Raw genomic sequence first — 16925 nt, 5'->3', positions numbered from 1 at the left:
CGAATTGACCGTGGGTTGGCTGGTGGCGCGCATGCCCGGCAGGGCCAAGGCGCAACAAGCTCTAAAATCGCAAGTTTAGAGCAAATCCTTGCGGAGTCCCGCCACCATGCCCACTCAGCCCGATCGCGCCATCCGCTCCTGGGACATCTTCTGCACCGTCATCGACAACTATGGCGATATCGGCGTTTGCTGGCGGCTGGCACGCCAACTGGCCCAGGAACACGGCCACGCCGTGCGCCTGTGGGTGGACGACCTGGCCAGCTTCGCGCGCCTTGCGCCAGGCCTCGACGTCACCGCACCAGAGCAAGTGCTTGCCGGCGTGACGATTCGCCCGTGGCGGCGCGCGGACCAGGAAAGCGCCGAGGAAAGCGCCGCGCGCTTCGCGGGGGTCACGCCGCACGATGCGGTGATCGAGTCCTTCGCCTGCGACCTGCCGGCCACATTCCTGGCCGCCATGGCTGCATGCGAGCCCAAGCCGGCCTGGATCAATCTCGAATACATGAGCGCCGAGCCCTGGGTCAGGGAACACCACGGCATGGCCTCGCCCCACCCGCGCCTGCCGCTGGTCAAGTATTTCTTCTTCCCCGGCTTCGAGCCCGGCACGGGCGGCCTGCTGCGCGAAGCCATGCTCGGCATGCAGCGCGAGCATCTGCGCACCAGCCCCGCGGCCCAAGTGGCGCTCTGGCATCGCCTTGGCTTCCAGCCCATCGACGGCGCCCTGAAAGTCAGCCTGTTCGCATATGCCAACGCTGCGTTGCCGGCGTTGCTCGCGCAATGGCGGGATGGCCCAGACCCCGTCCAGTGCCTGGTTCCAGCCGGCCTGGCGGCGCAACAGGCAAGCGAATGGTTCGGAGCGGCCGGTTGCATGCCCGGCAGCGCCTTCGAGCGCGGCAACCTGACCATGCAGGTGGTGCCCTTTGTGCGCCAGGAGCACTACGATGAACTGCTCTGGCTATGTGACCTGAACTTCGTGCGTGGCGAGGATTCGTTCGTGCGCGCGCAGTGGGCTGGCCGACCCTTTGTCTGGCATATCTACCCGCAATCCGACGCGGCGCACATGGTCAAGCTCGATGCCTTCCTGGCTTTGTTCCGGCATCGGCTGGAACAAAGCGGCCAGATTGAGGTTGCCAATGCACTTTCCACCTTCTGGCACAGCTGGAATAAGGATGGTGAATCACCTGACTGGTCGCGCCTGCGCGCCCATCTGCCCGTGCTGGGTGCCGCCACCGAGCAGTGGCAGCGCAGCCTGCAGCACCTTGGCGACCTGGCCGCAAATCTCGTGGCCTTCTGCGAAAATCGGGTAAAATAATGGGTTATTTTGATGGTGACCAGGCCGGAAGACGGAAACGCCCCGCGCAAGCTTGCGCGCAGTGTGTCGGCAGAGCGCCTTCGCCATACCGAATTCCGAGACATTCTTTTTCAGGAAATAGTTCAGATGAAAACCGCACAAGAACTCCGCGTCGGCAACGTATTCATGATCGGTACCGACCCGATGGTCGTGCAGAAGGCTGAGTACAACAAGTCGGGCCGCAACTCCGCCGTGGTCAAGATGAAGTACAAGAACCTGCTGACGGAAGCCCCGGGTGAATCCGTCTTCAAGGCTGACGACAAGTTTGAAGTCGTGATGCTGGAACGCCGCGAATGCACCTACTCGTACTTCGCCGACCCGATGTACGTGTTCATGGATACCGACTTCAACCAGTACGAAGTCGAGCAGGACAGCATGGGTGACTCGCTGAACTACCTCGAAGACGGCATGACCGTCGAAGTGGTGTTCTACAACGACAAGGCCATCTCGGTGGATATGCCGACCACGCTGGTCCGCGAGATCACCTACACCGAGCCGGCCGTCAAGGGCGATACCTCGTCGGGCAAGGTGCTCAAGGGCGCCAAGATCAACACCGGCTTCGAGCTGCAAGTGCCGCTGTTCTGCAGCATCGGCGACAAGATCGAAATCGACACCCGTACCGGCGAATACCGCAGCCGCGCAAACTAAGCGCAGCTGATTCGCCGTCATCCGCAGCGCGGGTGGCGCAATGGAAAAAGGGCAGCTTCGGCTGCCCTTTTCTATTCCCTGCCACTTGCCGGCCTTCGGCGCATGCAGCGTCAGGCAATCAAGCTGTGGCGCTTGAGCACGCCCATGGCGGCGGCGTACTCCGCCTCTTGCATCAGCTTGTTCCAGTCCAGCGGCTTGCGGCGGCCAAACAGGCGGCGGATACGGCGTTGCGAGGTCTTGCCGATACGCACATCGAGCTCATCCAGCAGCTGGTCGGCCCGCTCCGGATGGTTGCAGATCAGCACCATGTCGCATCCGGCGCCCAAGGCAGCACGCGCGGCCTCGGTCACCGTGCCTGCCACGCTGGCCCCTTCCATGCTCAGGTCATCGCTGAAGATCACGCCTTCGAAGCCCAACTGGGTACGCAGCACGTCCTGCAGCCAGTAGCGCGAGAAGCCGGCCGGGTGCGGGTCGACCTTGGGGTAGATCACGTGCGCCGGCATCACCGACGACAGCGTCATCCCCATCCACTCGTAAGGGCGCGCATCCTGCGAGAGGATCTCGTCAAGGCCGCGCTCGTCCACCGGTACGGCCACATGCGAATCCGCGGCCACAAAGCCGTGGCCCGGGAAGTGCTTGCCGCAATTGGCCATGCCGGCAAGCAGCAGGCCGTGGGTCAGGTGGTTGGCGAGCATGGTCACCACACGCGGGTCAGCATGGAAGGCGCGGTCGCCGATCACGGCGCTGAGCCCGTAGTCCAGGTCGAGCACGGGAGTGAAGCTCAGGTCGATATCGCAGGCGCGCAATTCGGCCGCCAGCACGTAGCCGCAGGCCACGGCCGCCTTGGTTGCCGCCAGCACATCCTGGTCCCACAACGCGCCAAGCCGGGCCATAGCCGGCAGGTGCGTGAAGCCATCGGTCTTGGCGCGCTGCACACGGCCACCCTCGTGATCGATGCAGATCAGCACATCGTCGCGCACGGTGCGGATCTCATGCGTCAGTGCCTGCAGTTGCGCGCGCGACTCGAAGTTGCGCGCGAACAGGATCACGCCGCCGGTCAGCGGGTGAGAGATGCGGCGGACATCGTCCGCATCGAGTTGCTTGCCTTTGACATCGAGTACAACCGGACCCGGCCGTTTACCGGAAATCTTCTTGATCATTTGAATTCTTCACTAGGCTGGGAGGCAAGCGGCAGGCTGACGCCAGCGCCGCCCGGCTCGGCAATCGCAAAAGCGACCGCATAATCGTGTTCGTCGCTGACACTGACCCGCACCACGAGGCCGCGCTCCCGCAGCCAGGCGTCGAGCTCGCCGTGGCAATGCGGATACGGCTCGCCGGAAGGCAGGTTCAGCAGTTCCATCGCGCGCCAGGTCATCGGCCAGCGCATGCCCAGGCCAATCGCCTTGGAGAAGGCCTCCTTGGCGGCGAAACGCGTGGCCAGGAAAGCGAGCCCGCGTTTTTCCGAGCGCGCCTTGCGGGCGTGGTACTTCTGGAGTTCCTGCGGACCGAGCACCTTCTCGGCAAACCGGCCGCGCGTGCGCTCCATCACGCCCTGCACGCGATCGATCTGGATGATGTCGGTGCCGATGCCGTAGATCACGCTGCGGCGTCCGGGCGCGGATAGGTGGTGCCCAGCCGCGCGGCGACCATGATGGCCTTCATCTCGCGCACGGCATTCTGCCAGCCGACAAAGACCGCGTGCGCGACGATGGCGTGGCCGATATTCAGTTCCTTGATGCCATGCAACGCGGCCACCGGCTGCACATTGGTGTAGTGCAGGCCGTGGCCGGCGTTGACCACCAGGCCAAGCCGCACGCCGGCATCGACGCCTTCGGCGACGCGGCGCAGCTCGGTAGCCTGCTCCTCGGCCGAATGCGCATCGGCGTAGCGCCCGGTGTGCAGTTCCACCACCGGCGCGCCGCAAGCGGCAGCGGCTTCGATCTGCTCGACCTGCGCATCGATGAACAGCGAGACGCGAATGCCCGCGTCGGCCAGTTGGCGGCAGGCGGCCTTGACCTGCTCGAAGCGCCCGGCTACGTCCAGGCCGCCTTCGGTGGTGACTTCCTCGCGCCGCTCGGGCACCAGGCAGACATCCTGCGGACGGATCCCGCAGGCGATGTCGAGCATTTCCTGGGTGATCGCGCACTCCAGGTTCATGCGCGTGGCCAGCAGCGAGCGCAGCGCGTGCACGTCAGCGTCGCGGATATGGCGGCGGTCTTCGCGCAGGTGCAGCGTGATCAGGTCGGCGCCGGCCTGCTCGGCCTGCAGCGCTGCCTGGATCGGATCGGGATAGACCGTGCCGCGCGCATTGCGCAGCGTGGCCACGTGGTCGATATTGACGCCAAGGTCGATGACGCCGGGATGCGCGTGGAAGATCATGCGGGTGGGCTCTAAAGGCTCGGAAACAAATCAGAGATAGTGCAGGTCGATCAAAATCTGGCGCGTCTTCAGCGGCGCGCCTTGCAAATAATAATGCAGCAGGAAGCGCATCAGGGCACGACTTTGCGTGACAGTTTGCGTACGGCTATAGTCGTCCTGCGACATGTCGAGCAGCGTCTGGCCGGAAACCACCGGCCAGGATGATGGATCGCTGGCCTGCGCGCGACGCACGCCCCGTTCGGGCTGGTAGACGTAGTCCAGCTCCGGCTCGACCGTCTCGCCGGAATTGGCGCACTCATCGAAAGCCACCGCAAAGCCGGTTTCCTGCAGCAGCACACGCTCGAATCCGCGCAGCACCAGTCCGGCCGGCTCGCCGTGCGAGAGCTGGGTCAGCGTGGCCATGTACTGGCGAAACAGGGTAACGTGGGCGTCTTCGCGGGCGCAAAAGCGCAACAGCAATTCGTTGAGATAAAAACCCGAGAGCAAGGCGTCGCTTGCCAGCGGCAGCATGCCGCCAACCCACTCCGCGCGCGTCAGCGTCTTGACCTCGCCGCGGCCGCTCCATGACAGCGAGATCGGCTGGAAATGCTGGAGTACCGGGCGCAGCGCCGAATGCGGCCGCTTGGCGCCCTTGGCCACCATGGCGACGCGCCCGTGGTCACGCGTGAACACGTCGAGGATCAGGCTGGTTTCGCGGTAAGGCCAGGCATGCAGCACGAAGCCGGGCTGGTTGGCGACGCGCAGCTCGGTACGCGCCGGCACAATGCGCAACGCGCGATCCATCATCGCGCGTTGCTCCGCCACTGCCATGCCAGGCACAGCATGGCTGCCCAGCAGTTCGGCGGCTTCTTCCACCACCGGGTCAATGCGGCGGGCCTTCAGGGCAGGCCCGCCCGCTCTATCACTCATAGCCGTAGGCGCGCAATCCAGCTTCGTTGTCGGCCCAGCCGCTCTTGACCTTGATGAACATCTCCAGGTAGACCTTGCCGTCGAACAGCTTCTCCATGTCGATGCGGGCCTCCGTGGAAATGGTCTTGAGCTTGGCACCCTTGTTGCCGATGATCATGGCCTTGTGCCCGTCGCGCTCGACCAGGATGGTGGCAAAGATGCGCCGCAGCCGGCCTTCGGTCTCGAATTTCTCGATGATGACCGTGCTGGTGTAGGGCAACTCGTCACCGGTCCAGCGGAACACCTTCTCGCGGATGATCTCCGAGGCCATGAAGCGCTCGCTGCGATCGGTCATGGAGTCGGCGTCGTACATCGGCTCGCCTTCCGGCAGGTAAGGCCGGATGATGGCGAGCAGGCGTTCGATGTGATCGTGCGTCTTGGCCGACATCGGCACCACTTCCGCGAACTGGAACTGGTGCCCCATCTTTTCCAGGAAGGGCATCATCACCTCAGCCCGGTCCGCGCCAAGGCGATCCAGCTTGTTGGTGACCAGCAGCACCGGCACTTTCTTGGGCAGCAGCGACAGCACCTTCTCGTCGTCGGCGCCGTAGTAGCCGGCCTCGACCACAAACAGCACCAGGTCCACCGACGACAGGGTCGAGGTAACGGCGCGGTTCAGCGAGCGGTTCAGCGCGCTGGCATGGCGGGTCTGGAAACCCGGCGTATCGACGAAGACGAACTGGGCGTCCTCGGTGGTCTGGATGCCAACGATGCGGTGGCGCGTGGTCTGCGCCTTGCGGGAGGTGATGCTGACCTTCTGGCCAACCAGCGCGTTCATCAGCGTGGACTTGCCGACGTTGGGACGCCCGACAATAGCCACGGTGCCGCAACGAAAGGCTGCGCTTGGGGTACCCGCGGCGTCTTGCTGCGGATTGGTAGATTCGGTCATTCCTTCAACCTGAGAGACAACTGGGGATCGGGCGGCACCGGCTGCTTGCGCGTCTTGCCGGTACGCTCGGCCCGGCTGCGCTTGAGCAACTGGGGCACGAGCTTTTGCACCTCGTCGAGCGCCAGCTTGGCGGCGGCTTGCTCGGCGGCACGGCGCGACGCGCCGGTACCGAACACCCGCACTTCCAGTTTAGGCACGGTGCACTCGACTTCAAACTGCTGATTATGCGCGGCGCCATGGGTGGCGATCACGTTATATTGCGGCAGGGCTATCTTGTGGCCTTGCAGATACTCCTGCAACAGCGTCTTGGCATCCTTGCCCAGCGTGCGCGGATCCACCTGCTCGAGGATGGGGATGTAGAGCTTGCGGATCAGCGTGCGCGCGCCTTCGAAGCCGGCATCGAGGAATACGGCGCCGACGATGGCTTCCAGCGCATCGGCAAGAATCGAAGGGCGGCGGAAACCGCCGCTCTTCAATTCGCCCTCACCCAGGCGCAGCGCCTCGGACAACTGCAGCATCTGGGCAATTTCATACAGCGCCTGCTGCTTGACCAGGTTGGCGCGCACGCGGGAGAGATCGCCTTCGTCGAGCTTGCTGAACATGCCGTACAGCATATCGGCCACGGCGCAGTTCAGCACCGAATCGCCCAGGAATTCCAGGCGCTCGTTGTGCAAGGCACTGTGGCTGCGGTGCGTCAGCGCCTGCTGCAGCAATTCTGGCTTGCTGAAGCGGTAGCCGAGGCGTTGCTGCAAGGCATCGAGGTTCATGTCAGTACTGCGTTCCCGAATAGGTAATCATAAGGCTCAGAGGCCCGTATAACGGCACCTCGTTACGGTAGGAAAAACCCACCGAGCGGATCGTGCCATTGTCGTCCTCGTGAATGTCCAGATCGTCGCTGCGCACAGCGGTGATACGGTCAATCTGTGCCTGCTTGGCGAAATAATCGGCCACTTCGCGCTTGTTGGATGCCTGTTGCTTGGCATAACTGATGGCGCGCTTGATCGAAAAATACTCCAGCAAGCTTGGGATCGCCCTGACCGCCGGGATCACGATGCCTCCGACGATCAAGATGACGATCAGCAAGCTGCCAAGGGAGAATCCGCGCACCTTATACCGCCCTGTCAGACGCGCCCTCCCCCTCTTTGAACCAACCTCCCGACGCGATTGATCCGACTGCTCGGCTTGTTCTGCCTGTTCTGCCAGTGCCGGTTGACCAGCCTGACCCTTCTGACCACTCTGACCCTGTTGACCCATGTTGCGCTTTCCCTCGCTTGATTGGAGTGATTTATTCGCGCCGCGGAAGGCTTACTTGAACGCCCCCACGCGTCCGATATTGCCGAGGTTCATCCAGATCAGGAATGCCCGGCCGACAATATTCTGATCGGGCACGAAGCCCCAATAACGTGAATCCAGGCTGTTGTCGCGGTTATCGCCCATCACAAAATAGTGACCTTGCGGCACCTTGCAGGTCAGCCCTTGCTGATTGTAAGTGCAGTTTTCGCGGAACGGAAAATCGGGGTCCGCGCCGGAGACAAACGGCGGCCGGTCGGCGTCGTTGAGGATACCGTGCTCCGGGCCGTCGGGCAGCTTCTCGCGGAAGTGCTTCGAATACGAAAGCCGTTCTTCATCCAGGTAATCGGGCAGCGGGCTGTAATCGGCGGCCTTGCCGTTGATGGTCAGGCGCTTGTTCTGGTAGCTCACCACATCGCCCGGCACGCCGATCACACGCTTGATGTAGTCGAGGGACTGATCCTTCGGGTAGCGGAACACCATCACGTCGCCGCGCTTCGGGTCGCCGACCGAGAGGATCTTCTTGTTCACCACCGGCAGCCTGATGCCGTAGTCGTACTTGTTGACCAGGATAAAGTCGCCGATCAGCAGCGTCGGGATCATCGAACCGGACGGGATCTTGAACGGCTCGACCACGAAAGAGCGCAGCACGAACACGGCCAGGATCACCGGGAAGAAGCTTGCCGAATACTCCAGCCACCAAGGCTGGCGCAGCTTTTCCTCGGCGAGGCGGCTACGCGACGTGTCGATCTCGCCAACGCCGTAGCGTCCCTGGAGATCAGCTTTGCGCGCATCGAACTCGGCCAGCGCGGACTGGGCGGAAAGCCGCCGCTGCTTCTCGAACACCAGTTTGTCGGCCACCCAGGCAATGCCCGTAATAACCACAAGCACAAAAAGGATCAGTGCAAAATTCATGTCGGCTAGATCGTCGTGTTGTTTTGATAGGGTCCGCGTCAACCACTGCCAGGAGCCTGCCGGCAGTGCCGGCGCGGCCCAGCCGGCTTACTTGTCGCCCACCTGCAGAATCGCGAGGAAGGCCTCCTGGGGAATCTCGACCGAACCCACCTGCTTCATGCGCTTCTTGCCTGCCTTCTGCTTCTCCAGCAGCTTCTTCTTGCGCGAGATATCGCCGCCGTAGCACTTGGCAAGCACGTTCTTGCGCAGCGCCTTAACGTTCTCGCGCGCGATGATGTTGACGCCGATGGTGGCCTGGATAGCTACGTCGTACATCTGGCGCGGGATGATCTCGCGCATCTTGGACACGACTTCGCGGCCACGGTACTGCGAGTTGGAGCGGTGCACGATCACGGACAAGGCATCGACCTTGTCGCCGTTGATCAGGATATCCACCTTGACCACGTCGGCGGCGCGATACTCCTTGAACTCGTAGTCCATCGAGGCGTAGCCGCGCGACACGGACTTCAGCCGGTCGAAGAAGTCCATGACGATTTCCGCCATCGGAATCTCATACGTAAGCTGCACCTGCTTGCCGTGATAGCTCATGTTGATCTGCGTGCCGCGCTTCTGCGTGCACAGCGTGATCACCGAGCCGACGTAGGCCTGCGGCATGTACAGGTTGACCGTGACAATGGGCTCGAGGATGTTCTCGATGCGGCTCGGGTCCGGCATCTTGGCCGGGTTCTCGACGATCAGCTTGGTCTTGTCGCGCATGTCGACCTCATACACCACCGTCGGTGCGGTGGTGATGAGGTCCATGTCGAATTCGCGCTCCAGGCGCTCCTGCACGATCTCCATGTGCAGCAGGCCCAGGAAGCCGCAGCGGAAGCCGAAGCCAAGCGCCTGCGACACCTCGGGCTCGTACTGCAGCGATGCATCGTTGAGCTTGAGCTTTTCCAGCGATTCGCGCAGCGCTTCGTACTGGTTGGCTTCCACCGGGTACAGGCCGGCGAACACCTGCGGCTTGACTTCCTTGAAACCAGGCAGCGGCTCGGCCGCCTTGCGCGCCATGGTGGTGATGGTGTCACCCACCTTGGCGGCCTTCAATTCCTTGATGCCGGCGATCACGAAGCCCACCTGCCCTGCCTGCAGCGATTCGCGCGGCAGCGACTTTGGCGAGAATACGCCGACCTGCTCGACCAGGTGCTGCGAGCCCGTGGCCATCAGCAGGACCTTGTCCTTGGGCTTGAGGGTGCCGTTGACCACGCGCACCAGCATCACCACACCCACGTAGTTATCGAACCACGAATCGATGATCAGGGCCTGCAGCGGGGCCGCGGGGTCGCCCTTGGGCGGCGGCACGCGGGCGATCATCGCCTCGATGACGTCCTGCACGCCGAGGCCGGTCTTGGCCGAGCAAGGTGTGGCGTCATGCGCGTCGATGCCGATCACTTCCTCGATCTCGCGGATCGCGTTTTCGGGATCGGCCGACGGCAGGTCGATCTTGTTCAATACCGGCACCACTTCCACGCCGAGTTCGATCGCGGTATAGCAGTTGGCGACGGTCTGCGCTTCCACGCCCTGCGATGCATCGACCACCAGCAGCGCGCCTTCGCAGGCGGACAACGAGCGGCTCACTTCATAGCTGAAGTCGACGTGTCCCGGGGTGTCGATGAGGTTGAGGTTGTAGATCTTGCCGTCACGCGCCTTGTAGCTCAGCGCGGCGGTCTGCGCCTTGATGGTGATGCCGCGCTCCTTCTCGATATCCATCGAGTCAAGCACCTGCGCTTCCATCTCGCGATCGGACAGGCCTCCGCAGAGTTGGATGATGCGGTCGGCCAGGGTCGATTTACCGTGGTCGATGTGGGCGATGATCGAGAAATTGCGGATATGGTCCATCTGATGCTCAGGGGTGCGCCGTTTCAGGTCACGATGTGCCCGCGTGGGCACGCCGGGCGGCGCAGCAATTATGAACGGCCTGGAACTGGCGCCCTGCGGGGCGCACGCCGATCCCGGCCGCAGGTTGGTGACGCAGACTTTGCGCCAAAGTGCGATTTTACCGTATTTTCAAGGACTTCCGTATTGCGAAATGGACCACGGCGCTGGCCCCGCAGCCAAACCAGGATTCGCCAGGCGCACTTATGTGCCATCTAACGTCCCATTTCCCACCCGTTAGCCGGCTCGCGGCCCTACATGTGCGGCCAACCACGCTCGCACCCGCTTTTCGTCGAGAAAGTAATGGCACAGCTCCACGTCCGGGCCGGCCGGGGAACCGGCCATCAGCACGGGCACCAGCTCGTCGAAACGGGCTATGGCCGCCGGATCGGCATCCACGTCCACCTCGTGCAAGACAAAGGAAAAATCGCGCCGGAGTGGCTCCAGCGCGATTTTCATGTCCTCGCACAGATGGCAGTAGGTCCTGCCATACAGTGTGAGATGGGCCATGACGGCGGCGCAGGTCAGCGCGAGGACATCGTGCCCGGCCTCAGAGTCAGCACCTGGGTGGCATCCCCGCGGCGCACGAACACCGCTGCGATCTTGGCTTTGTCGAGTCCCTTGACCAGTTCGTTGAACTGCTTAGGGCTGGTCACATCGCTGTCGCCCAGCCGCAGGATGATGTCGCCCTGGCGAATGCCGGCGCGCATCGCCGGACCATCCGCCTGCTCGACCTCAACCCCCGACTTGATCTTGAGCTCCTTGAGCTTTGCATCGGGAATCTCGTTGACGATCAAGCCAAGCGCATTGGGCTTGGCCGCCGGCGGAGTGCTATCGTCGCGCGAGCCATTGCCACGGGTTTTCACCTTCGCATCCGCATCCAGCTCGGCCACGGTGATGGACACCTCGCGCGTCGCGCCCTTGCGCCAGAGCTGCAGCGGAACACGCGTGCCCGGCTTGATGTCGCCAACCATGCGCGGCAGATCCGACGCCTTCTCGATGTCGCGGCCGTTAAACTTGAGGATGATGTCACCGGCCTCGATCCCCGCCTTCTCGGCGGGGCCGCCGGGCTCGACGCTGCCGACCAGCGCGCCCCGGGCACGGCCCAGGCCGAGCGAATCGGCAACTTCCTTGGTCACATCCCCGATTGCCACCGCGATGCGTCCGCGCGTGACCTTGCCGGTCGCCTTGAGCTGCTCGGTGACCCGCATGGCTTCGTCGATCGGGATGGCGAAGGAGATACCCATATAGCCGCCGCTGCGGCTGTAGATCTGCGAGTTGATGCCGATCACCTCGCCACGCAGGTTGATCAGCGGACCGCCAGAATTGCCGGGGTTGACCGCCACATCGGTCTGGATGAACGGCAGGTAGTCGCCGGTATCGCGCCCCTTGGCGGAGACAATGCCGGCAGTCACCGTGTTATCGAGACCAAAGGGGGAACCAATGGCCAGCACCCATTCGCCAGCGCGAACCTTGTCCGAATCGCCGAGCGTCAGCTTTGGCAGACCGGTCGCGTCGACCTTGAGCAAGGCGACATCGGTGCGCTTGTCCGAGCCGATCAGCTTGGCCTTGAATTCACGCTTGTCGGGCAGCGTGACGTAGATGGTTTCTGCATCGGCAACCACGTGGGCATTGGTCATCACATAACCATCCTGGCTGATGACAAAACCCGATCCCACGCCACGACTCTGCTCCTCGCCTTGCGGCGGCTGGCCACGGCGCGGGGCACCCGGCGGCGTAGGTGCACCTGGCATGGGCACGCCAAAGAAACGGCGGAAGAACTCTGCCATTTCGTCATCTTCCGTCCCACCCGGCGTGCCGCGCGCGCGCACGCGCTCGGTAGTACGGATGTTCACGACAGCCGGACCGGCCTTTTCCACCAGATCGGTGAAGTCGGGCAGGTTATAGGACGGCGCGGCGGCCTGCGCGTGACTCAGCTCCGCGACAAAGGGCGCAAAGGCGAGAATGGCAGCCATGAGCACGGTCCGAGCCAAGGCTGGAGATCTTGGTGACATCGTCGACTCCCGGGAAATCAGCGAAAAGAGGAAGAAAGCACAGGCAGCAGGGTTGCCGATCGGCGGCGGCCCACAGGCGGTGTTCACGCCTGCGGCAACGCCGCGATCCGGCCTAGTGGGCCTTCGGTGGTTTGTATTCTACCGCCGAGGCAAACTGCCTCACTGTGGCCGGCGGGACTTCGCCCACCACGGTGATCCAGAAATCGGCTACGCGGCGTACCACGACCTGCGTGGCACCCAGCGAGGCAACGCCTTCGCGGCGCACGCGCTGCTCGGAAACCGGCTCGATAAACACCGACAGGCCGGTCAAGCCATCGCTGTAGACGACCTGGAGCACTTCAAAGACATTGCCGCGCGGGTTGGCCTGCGGCGCGCGCAGTTCTCCCAGCGGGCGGCGAACTTCGCGGATCTTCAGGAACCCCTTGACCGGAACCGCGATGCTCCAGCCTTCATCGGCAATATTGGCCGGATGATTGGTCACCTCATAGTGAGTCCAGGAGCCGGAGTTCTTGATGGCCGTGAGAATGCGCTGCTTTTCCGATGGCACGCCGATATCGACTTGCGAGAAAGCAACCTGTTCCAGCACTTTGCCGCCCTCGCCCAGGGTCTGTGCACGCATCAGCAAGCCGGAATTCTTCTCCGCCCAAAGCCGCACGGCGTAGCGCGCTGCGTCATGCGGCTCGAGTGAAAAGACCTCGCACTCGACGCCAGCCACGCGCTCGCCCGGAAGCTTGCGCATATCGTAGATATCGAGCACATCGCTCTTGTTGGTGGCCAGCAGCGCCGGGAAACGATCCTTGGCCTCCTGCTTCTCCACCACCACCAGCTTGGCCTCGGGAATCAGGCTGTGGACGATGTCGTTCTGGCGCAGCACCTCGCGCGGCTTGCCGTCAAGGGTTTCAAGCCGTTCATACTCGTTGTTGACGAGATCGCTGTAGTGCTGGATACGCGATGCATGCATCACGCTGCCACGCTGATAAATCAGCGTGCCGACATAGTTCTCGCGCTGGGCCGCGCGATGGATCTTGTTGAGCCAGGCCGTTGCGTCGCGACGGGCCAGCGTATTGTCCGGCGGCTGCGCAGTTGCCGCAGCCGCAGTCAGACACAAGGCCAGAAAAAAGGACCTGCGAAGGGCCCTGATTCTGTGTGCGCCCGCTACGTTGGCGGGCGACCATCCTTTATGCATGTCCGGCATTATTCCTGCGAATTGTCCTGAGAGAAGTTTGCGCTGTTAGCCACCTGGCGCATGGTCGGCACTACCGCATCGGTGGCAACCGAGACGCGGTGAGCGCGAAGATATTCATCCAGACGGGGATCGCGGATCATCTGCGCGTTATCGGCGGAGACAGTCACGATGCCGCCAGCCTTGGGCGCTGCAGGTTGTTCGACACGCGCCACTACCGCATCCGGCGTGCCGAGATCGGCGGCGCCGCGCATCTGCGGCACGACCACCCAGCTGACGGCGGCCACTGCAGCGGCAATCGCGGTGCTCGGCATGACGCGCCGCACCCACGACGGCTTGAACAGCAGGCGATGAGCCGACGACGCCTTGGCGACGGCGGGCACCAGCACATGCGGCTCACTGTCCAGACGAGCGGAAAACCGGGAAAGAAAGTCATCGGTCGAGCCGGCATGCGTCAGTTCTTCCGAACGCAGGGCATCGCCAATCAATTGATAAGAGGCCCAACTCGCCATGCCTGCCTCACTTTTCGCAAGGTCCAGCACTGCGTTTACTTCGTGCGGCGCCAGCTCGCCATCCATCAGCACGGAGATTTGCTCCGCTGCTTCCACTTCATGAACCGACTGCTTATGAGCCTGACCCATTTCCCACCCCTAGAAAAACCATTGAACAACCGACAATCCCGTCTACTGCTTTGTCGTTTTTCGATGCAGGAATAGGCTGCAACGCTGGCCGCACGACATTTATTTACTGCTTACCACTCGATATCGCCACCTACTACCACCGCTTGCCCTCTGCTGTTCCCAGGAGCGGGCGCAATTTATCGGCAATCGCCTCGCGCGCCCGGAAGATGCGCGACCGGACTGTGCCGATCGGGCAACCCATGGCTTCCGCGATCTCCTCATAACTGAGGCCCTCGATCTCGCGAAGGGTGATGGCGGTGCGCAATTCCTCGGGCAGTGCTTCCATCGCGCGGTTGACCGTCTCGGCCACCTGGCGGGTATGAAGCATCGACTCCGGCGTATTGATATCTCTTAGTTGCTCACCGTCCGCAAAAGTTTCAGCCTCTTCGGCATCGATATCACTGGAGGCTTCCGGACGGCGTCCCTGGGTCGCCAGGTAGTTCTTCGCCGTGTTCACCGCGATCCGGTACAACCAGGTGTAGAACGCCGACTCGCCGCGAAATTGCGGCAATGCACGATACGCCTTGATAAAGGCGTCTTGTGCCACATCCTCCACTTCCGCGGAATCCCGCACCAAACGCGAAATGAGCCTGATGATCTTGCGGTGGTATTTCACCACCAACAATTCAAAGGCCCGCTTATCGCCCTGCTGGACGCGTTCAACGAGGAGCTGATCGGCTTCGCGTTCGCTCACGAATATTTCACCTGCAGTGTATCTCTTGGTATCGTCTTCACGACAAACGTTGTATTTTACCTACGTTGCGGGCCGCACGGTCAGTGCGTTGCAACGCATATTGTGAAGAATGGTTGAAATGGCCGCGCATCAGCCGGCCTCGCTGGCCGCCGGGTCTTCGCGGCGCGCAACCCGAATAGTGCGCCTCAGGGCGCGCAAAGCGCTGGCACCGGCAAATGCGCGATTGACCACCAGCACACGTGGCGGCTGTCCGGCTACCGGTTCCAGGGCCAGCACGAGCGCCAGCTCGCCTAGTTCCCAGCTGGATTCCACCCTCGCTATCACGCGGCTGCCGTCCGGCATATTGACCAGGATGCCAGGCCGGCCGGTACGGTCCCGCCCTGGCGCAAGGCCTCCGTAGGTACAGGCAGCGCCGCGCCAGAGCTTGGGCCAATGCCAGGCCAGCCAGCCGCACAACCCGGCCAGGCCAGCCACCAACAGCCACTGCGTTAAATCCCAGCCTTGCGCCGAGCGCCCCAGTTCCTGCACGCCTTGCCGGGCTAGCAACGCGAACGTTGCCAGCTCGCAGGCCAGGAACAGCACCAAGGCCCACCGCAAGGGATGGGCCCTGAGACGCAAAGGGGAAGCCACCCGGCGGCCGCCGGGTTCAGGCGCGACGGAAGACAAGCGTGCCGTTGGTGCCGCCGAAGCCGAAGTTGTTTTTCACCGCCACGTCGATCTTCAGGTCACGTGCCGTATTGGCCACGTAATCCAGGTCGCACTCGGGATCCTGGTTGAAGATGTTGATGGTCGGCGGCGACACCTGGTGGTGCAGCGCCAGCACGGTGAAGACCGACTCAAGCCCGCCCGCGCCACCCAGCAAGTGGCCAGTCATCGACTTGGTGGAGTTGACGGCCAGCTTGTAGGCGTGATCGCCAAAGGCCAGCTTGATCGCCTCGGTCTCGTTCTTGTCACCAAGCGGCGTCGAGGTGCCGTGCGCATTCAGGTAGCCGACTTCATCCGCATTGATGCCAGCATCCCTGAGGGCGTTGACCATGCAGCGGCGGGGGCCGTCCATATTGGGCGCGGTCATGTGGTAAGCATCGCCGCTCATGCCGAAGCCGATCAGCTCCGCATAGATCCTGGCACCACGCGCCTTGGCCGACTCGTATTCCTCGAGCATGACCACACCGGCGCCCTCGCCCAGCACGAAGCCATCGCGATCCTTGTCCCAGGGGCGGGAGGCGGCTGCGGGGTCATCGTTACGGGTCGACAGCGCACGCGCTGCGGCGAAACCGCCGATGCCCAGCGGCGAGACGGTAGATTCAGCGCCACCGGCCAGCATCACGTCTGCGTCCCCAGCCTGAATCAGGCGGGCCGCGAGGCCAATGCTGTGCAGACCGGTAGTGCAAGCCGTGACCGCGGCCAGGTTGGGGCCCTTGAGTCCATGGATGATGGACAGGTGGCCCGAGATCATGTTGATGATCGAGCCAGGCACGAAGAACGGGGAGATCCGGCGCGGACCGCGATTGGTCAGCTCCGCATGGGTATCCTCGATCATCGGCAGACCGCCGATGCCCGATCCGACCAGCACGCCAATGCGATCGGCATTGGCTTCGGTCACTTCGTAGCCGCTATCCTTCAGCGCCTGCGAACCCGCTGCGATGCCATAGTGGATAAAGGTATCCATATGGCGGGCTTCCTTGGCCGGGATGTAGTCCTCGGCGTTGAACCCCTTGACCTCGCCAGCGAAGTGCACGGCAAGCGCGGAATGATCGAATTTGGTGACGGTGGCAATGCCAGACTTGCCGGCAACCAGGTTGGCCCAGCCTTCGGCAACCGTGTTTCCGACCGGAGACACAAGGCCAAGCCCAGTGACGACGACGCGACGACGGCTCACTATGATTTCCTACGGGTACGTGAAGCAAAACCGGATTGGGAATCGATGCCGGCCAACGGCCAGCAACTGGCTGCACCGACACCGGCGCAACGCATCCAATTGTGCTTCTTCGAACAGACGAAAGCCACAGAAAACAACGC

18 protein-coding genes are annotated in these 16925 nt (G+C 62.9%); 2 read left to right on the top strand and 16 right to left on the bottom strand.

The annotated features are described in order from the left end of the window. Positions 1-106 precede the first annotated feature (106 nt). On the top strand, positions 107-1309 hold the full coding sequence (gene earP / locus AC1DQR_RS26415) for an elongation factor P maturation arginine rhamnosyltransferase EarP (protein ID WP_416049171.1): 1203 nt from the start codon (positions 107-109) through the stop codon (positions 1307-1309). Positions 1310-1435: 126 nt separating this feature from the next. Next, entirely contained in the window at positions 1436-1996 is a 561-nt protein-coding gene (efp, locus tag AC1DQR_RS26410) for an elongation factor P (RefSeq protein WP_043347839.1), read from the top strand. Between the two features lie 110 nt (positions 1997-2106). Here efp and nagZ read toward each other — a convergent pair whose 3' ends face one another. The 16 genes from nagZ to fabF all read right to left on the bottom strand — a co-directional run bounded on the left by nagZ (position 2107) and on the right by fabF (position 16785). Then, complete coding sequence (gene nagZ / locus AC1DQR_RS26405) at positions 2107-3156, bottom strand: beta-N-acetylhexosaminidase (RefSeq protein WP_416049172.1); 1050 nt, start codon at positions 3154-3156, stop codon at positions 2107-2109. Then, positions 3153-3596 (bottom strand): holo-ACP synthase, encoded by a 444-nt coding sequence (gene acpS, locus AC1DQR_RS26400; protein WP_416049173.1) that lies wholly within the window; start codon positions 3594-3596, stop codon positions 3153-3155. The genes nagZ and acpS overlap by 4 nt, the downstream gene beginning before the upstream one ends. Then, positions 3593-4375: a pyridoxine 5'-phosphate synthase gene (pdxJ, locus tag AC1DQR_RS26395; RefSeq protein ID WP_477134050.1), complete on the bottom strand. Its 783-nt coding sequence runs from the start codon at positions 4373-4375 to the stop codon at positions 3593-3595. Before pdxJ ends, acpS begins: the two co-directional genes overlap by 4 nt. A 30-nt stretch (positions 4376-4405) precedes the next feature. Beyond that, positions 4406-5284, bottom strand: coding sequence for a DNA repair protein RecO (recO, locus tag AC1DQR_RS26390; RefSeq protein ID WP_416049174.1), 879 nt, complete (start codon positions 5282-5284; stop codon positions 4406-4408). Beyond that, positions 5277-6212: a GTPase Era gene (gene era / locus AC1DQR_RS26385; RefSeq protein ID WP_174425095.1), complete on the bottom strand. Its 936-nt coding sequence runs from the start codon at positions 6210-6212 to the stop codon at positions 5277-5279. Before era ends, recO begins: the two co-directional genes overlap by 8 nt. Continuing rightward, a complete protein-coding gene (gene rnc / locus AC1DQR_RS26380; protein ID WP_020205117.1) occupies positions 6209-6979 on the bottom strand; it encodes a ribonuclease III in 771 nt (256 codons plus the stop codon). The genes era and rnc overlap by 4 nt, the downstream gene beginning before the upstream one ends. A gap of 1 nt (position 6980) precedes the next feature. Then, the gene (locus AC1DQR_RS26375; RefSeq protein WP_477134061.1) at positions 6981-7295 is read right to left on the bottom strand and encodes a DUF4845 domain-containing protein; all 315 of its coding nucleotides are present in this window, start codon (positions 7293-7295) and stop codon (positions 6981-6983) included. Between the two features lie 222 nt (positions 7296-7517). Then, positions 7518-8417 carry a signal peptidase I gene (gene lepB, locus AC1DQR_RS26370; protein WP_174425133.1) on the bottom strand — a complete coding sequence of 300 codons (900 nt, stop codon included), beginning with the start codon at positions 8415-8417 and terminating at the stop codon, positions 7518-7520. A gap of 87 nt (positions 8418-8504) precedes the next feature. Further along, positions 8505-10298: a translation elongation factor 4 gene (gene lepA / locus AC1DQR_RS26365; RefSeq protein ID WP_150983163.1), complete on the bottom strand. Its 1794-nt coding sequence runs from the start codon at positions 10296-10298 to the stop codon at positions 8505-8507. A 273-nt stretch (positions 10299-10571) separates the two neighbouring features. Beyond that, positions 10572-10844 (bottom strand): glutaredoxin family protein, encoded by a 273-nt coding sequence (locus AC1DQR_RS26360; protein WP_416049176.1) that lies wholly within the window; start codon positions 10842-10844, stop codon positions 10572-10574. A 14-nt stretch (positions 10845-10858) separates the two neighbouring features. Continuing rightward, on the bottom strand, positions 10859-12310 hold the full coding sequence (locus AC1DQR_RS26355; RefSeq protein WP_416049177.1) for a DegQ family serine endoprotease: 1452 nt from the start codon (positions 12308-12310) through the stop codon (positions 10859-10861). 151 nt (positions 12311-12461) lie between these two features. Next, positions 12462-13535 carry a MucB/RseB C-terminal domain-containing protein gene (locus AC1DQR_RS26350; RefSeq protein WP_174425092.1) on the bottom strand — a complete coding sequence of 358 codons (1074 nt, stop codon included), beginning with the start codon at positions 13533-13535 and terminating at the stop codon, positions 12462-12464. An 8-nt stretch (positions 13536-13543) separates the two neighbouring features. Beyond that, entirely contained in the window at positions 13544-14173 is a 630-nt protein-coding gene (locus tag AC1DQR_RS26345) for a sigma-E factor negative regulatory protein (RefSeq protein ID WP_416049178.1), read from the bottom strand. Between the two features lie 133 nt (positions 14174-14306). Beyond that, positions 14307-14906, bottom strand: coding sequence for an RNA polymerase sigma factor RpoE (gene rpoE / locus AC1DQR_RS26340; RefSeq protein ID WP_006158605.1), 600 nt, complete (start codon positions 14904-14906; stop codon positions 14307-14309). A gap of 129 nt (positions 14907-15035) precedes the next feature. Continuing rightward, positions 15036-15503: a hypothetical protein gene (locus AC1DQR_RS26335; protein ID WP_416049180.1), complete on the bottom strand. Its 468-nt coding sequence runs from the start codon at positions 15501-15503 to the stop codon at positions 15036-15038. A 49-nt stretch (positions 15504-15552) separates the two neighbouring features. Further along, entirely contained in the window at positions 15553-16785 is a 1233-nt protein-coding gene (fabF, locus tag AC1DQR_RS26330) for a beta-ketoacyl-ACP synthase II (RefSeq protein WP_416049181.1), read from the bottom strand. Positions 16786-16925 lie beyond the last annotated feature (140 nt).

The sequence above is a fragment of the Cupriavidus sp. 05L411 genome, from assembly GCF_056398045.1.
The sequence above is the reverse complement of the archived record's forward strand: the minus strand, read 5'-3'. Positions and strand labels throughout refer to the sequence as shown.

Excerpts from the sequence above, each read along its gene's own strand:
- AC1DQR_RS26345 (WP_416049178.1), bottom strand. The coding sequence starts at position 14,173 with ATGGGTCAGGCTCATAAGCAGTCGGTTCATGAAGTGGAAGCAGCGGAG.
- earP (WP_416049171.1), top strand. The coding sequence starts at position 107 with ATGCCCACTCAGCCCGATCGCGCCATCCGCTCCTGGGACATCTTCTGC.
- AC1DQR_RS26355 (WP_416049177.1), bottom strand. The coding sequence starts at position 12,310 with ATGGCTGCCATTCTCGCCTTTGCGCCCTTTGTCGCGGAGCTGAGTCAC.
- AC1DQR_RS26350 (WP_174425092.1), bottom strand. The coding sequence starts at position 13,535 with ATGCATAAAGGATGGTCGCCCGCCAACGTAGCGGGCGCACACAGAATC.
- recO (WP_416049174.1), bottom strand. The coding sequence starts at position 5,284 with ATGAGTGATAGAGCGGGCGGGCCTGCCCTGAAGGCCCGCCGCATTGAC.
- lepB (WP_174425133.1), bottom strand. The coding sequence starts at position 8,417 with ATGAATTTTGCACTGATCCTTTTTGTGCTTGTGGTTATTACGGGCATT.
- era (WP_174425095.1), bottom strand. The coding sequence starts at position 6,212 with ATGACCGAATCTACCAATCCGCAGCAAGACGCCGCGGGTACCCCAAGC.
- rnc (WP_020205117.1), bottom strand. The coding sequence starts at position 6,979 with ATGAACCTCGATGCCTTGCAGCAACGCCTCGGCTACCGCTTCAGCAAG.
- AC1DQR_RS26360 (WP_416049176.1), bottom strand. The coding sequence starts at position 10,844 with ATGGCCCATCTCACACTGTATGGCAGGACCTACTGCCATCTGTGCGAG.
- efp (WP_043347839.1), top strand. The coding sequence starts at position 1,436 with ATGAAAACCGCACAAGAACTCCGCGTCGGCAACGTATTCATGATCGGT.
- nagZ (WP_416049172.1), bottom strand. The coding sequence starts at position 3,156 with ATGATCAAGAAGATTTCCGGTAAACGGCCGGGTCCGGTTGTACTCGAT.
- pdxJ (WP_477134050.1), bottom strand. The coding sequence starts at position 4,375 with ATGATCTTCCACGCGCATCCCGGCGTCATCGACCTTGGCGTCAATATC.
- lepA (WP_150983163.1), bottom strand. The coding sequence starts at position 10,298 with ATGGACCATATCCGCAATTTCTCGATCATCGCCCACATCGACCACGGT.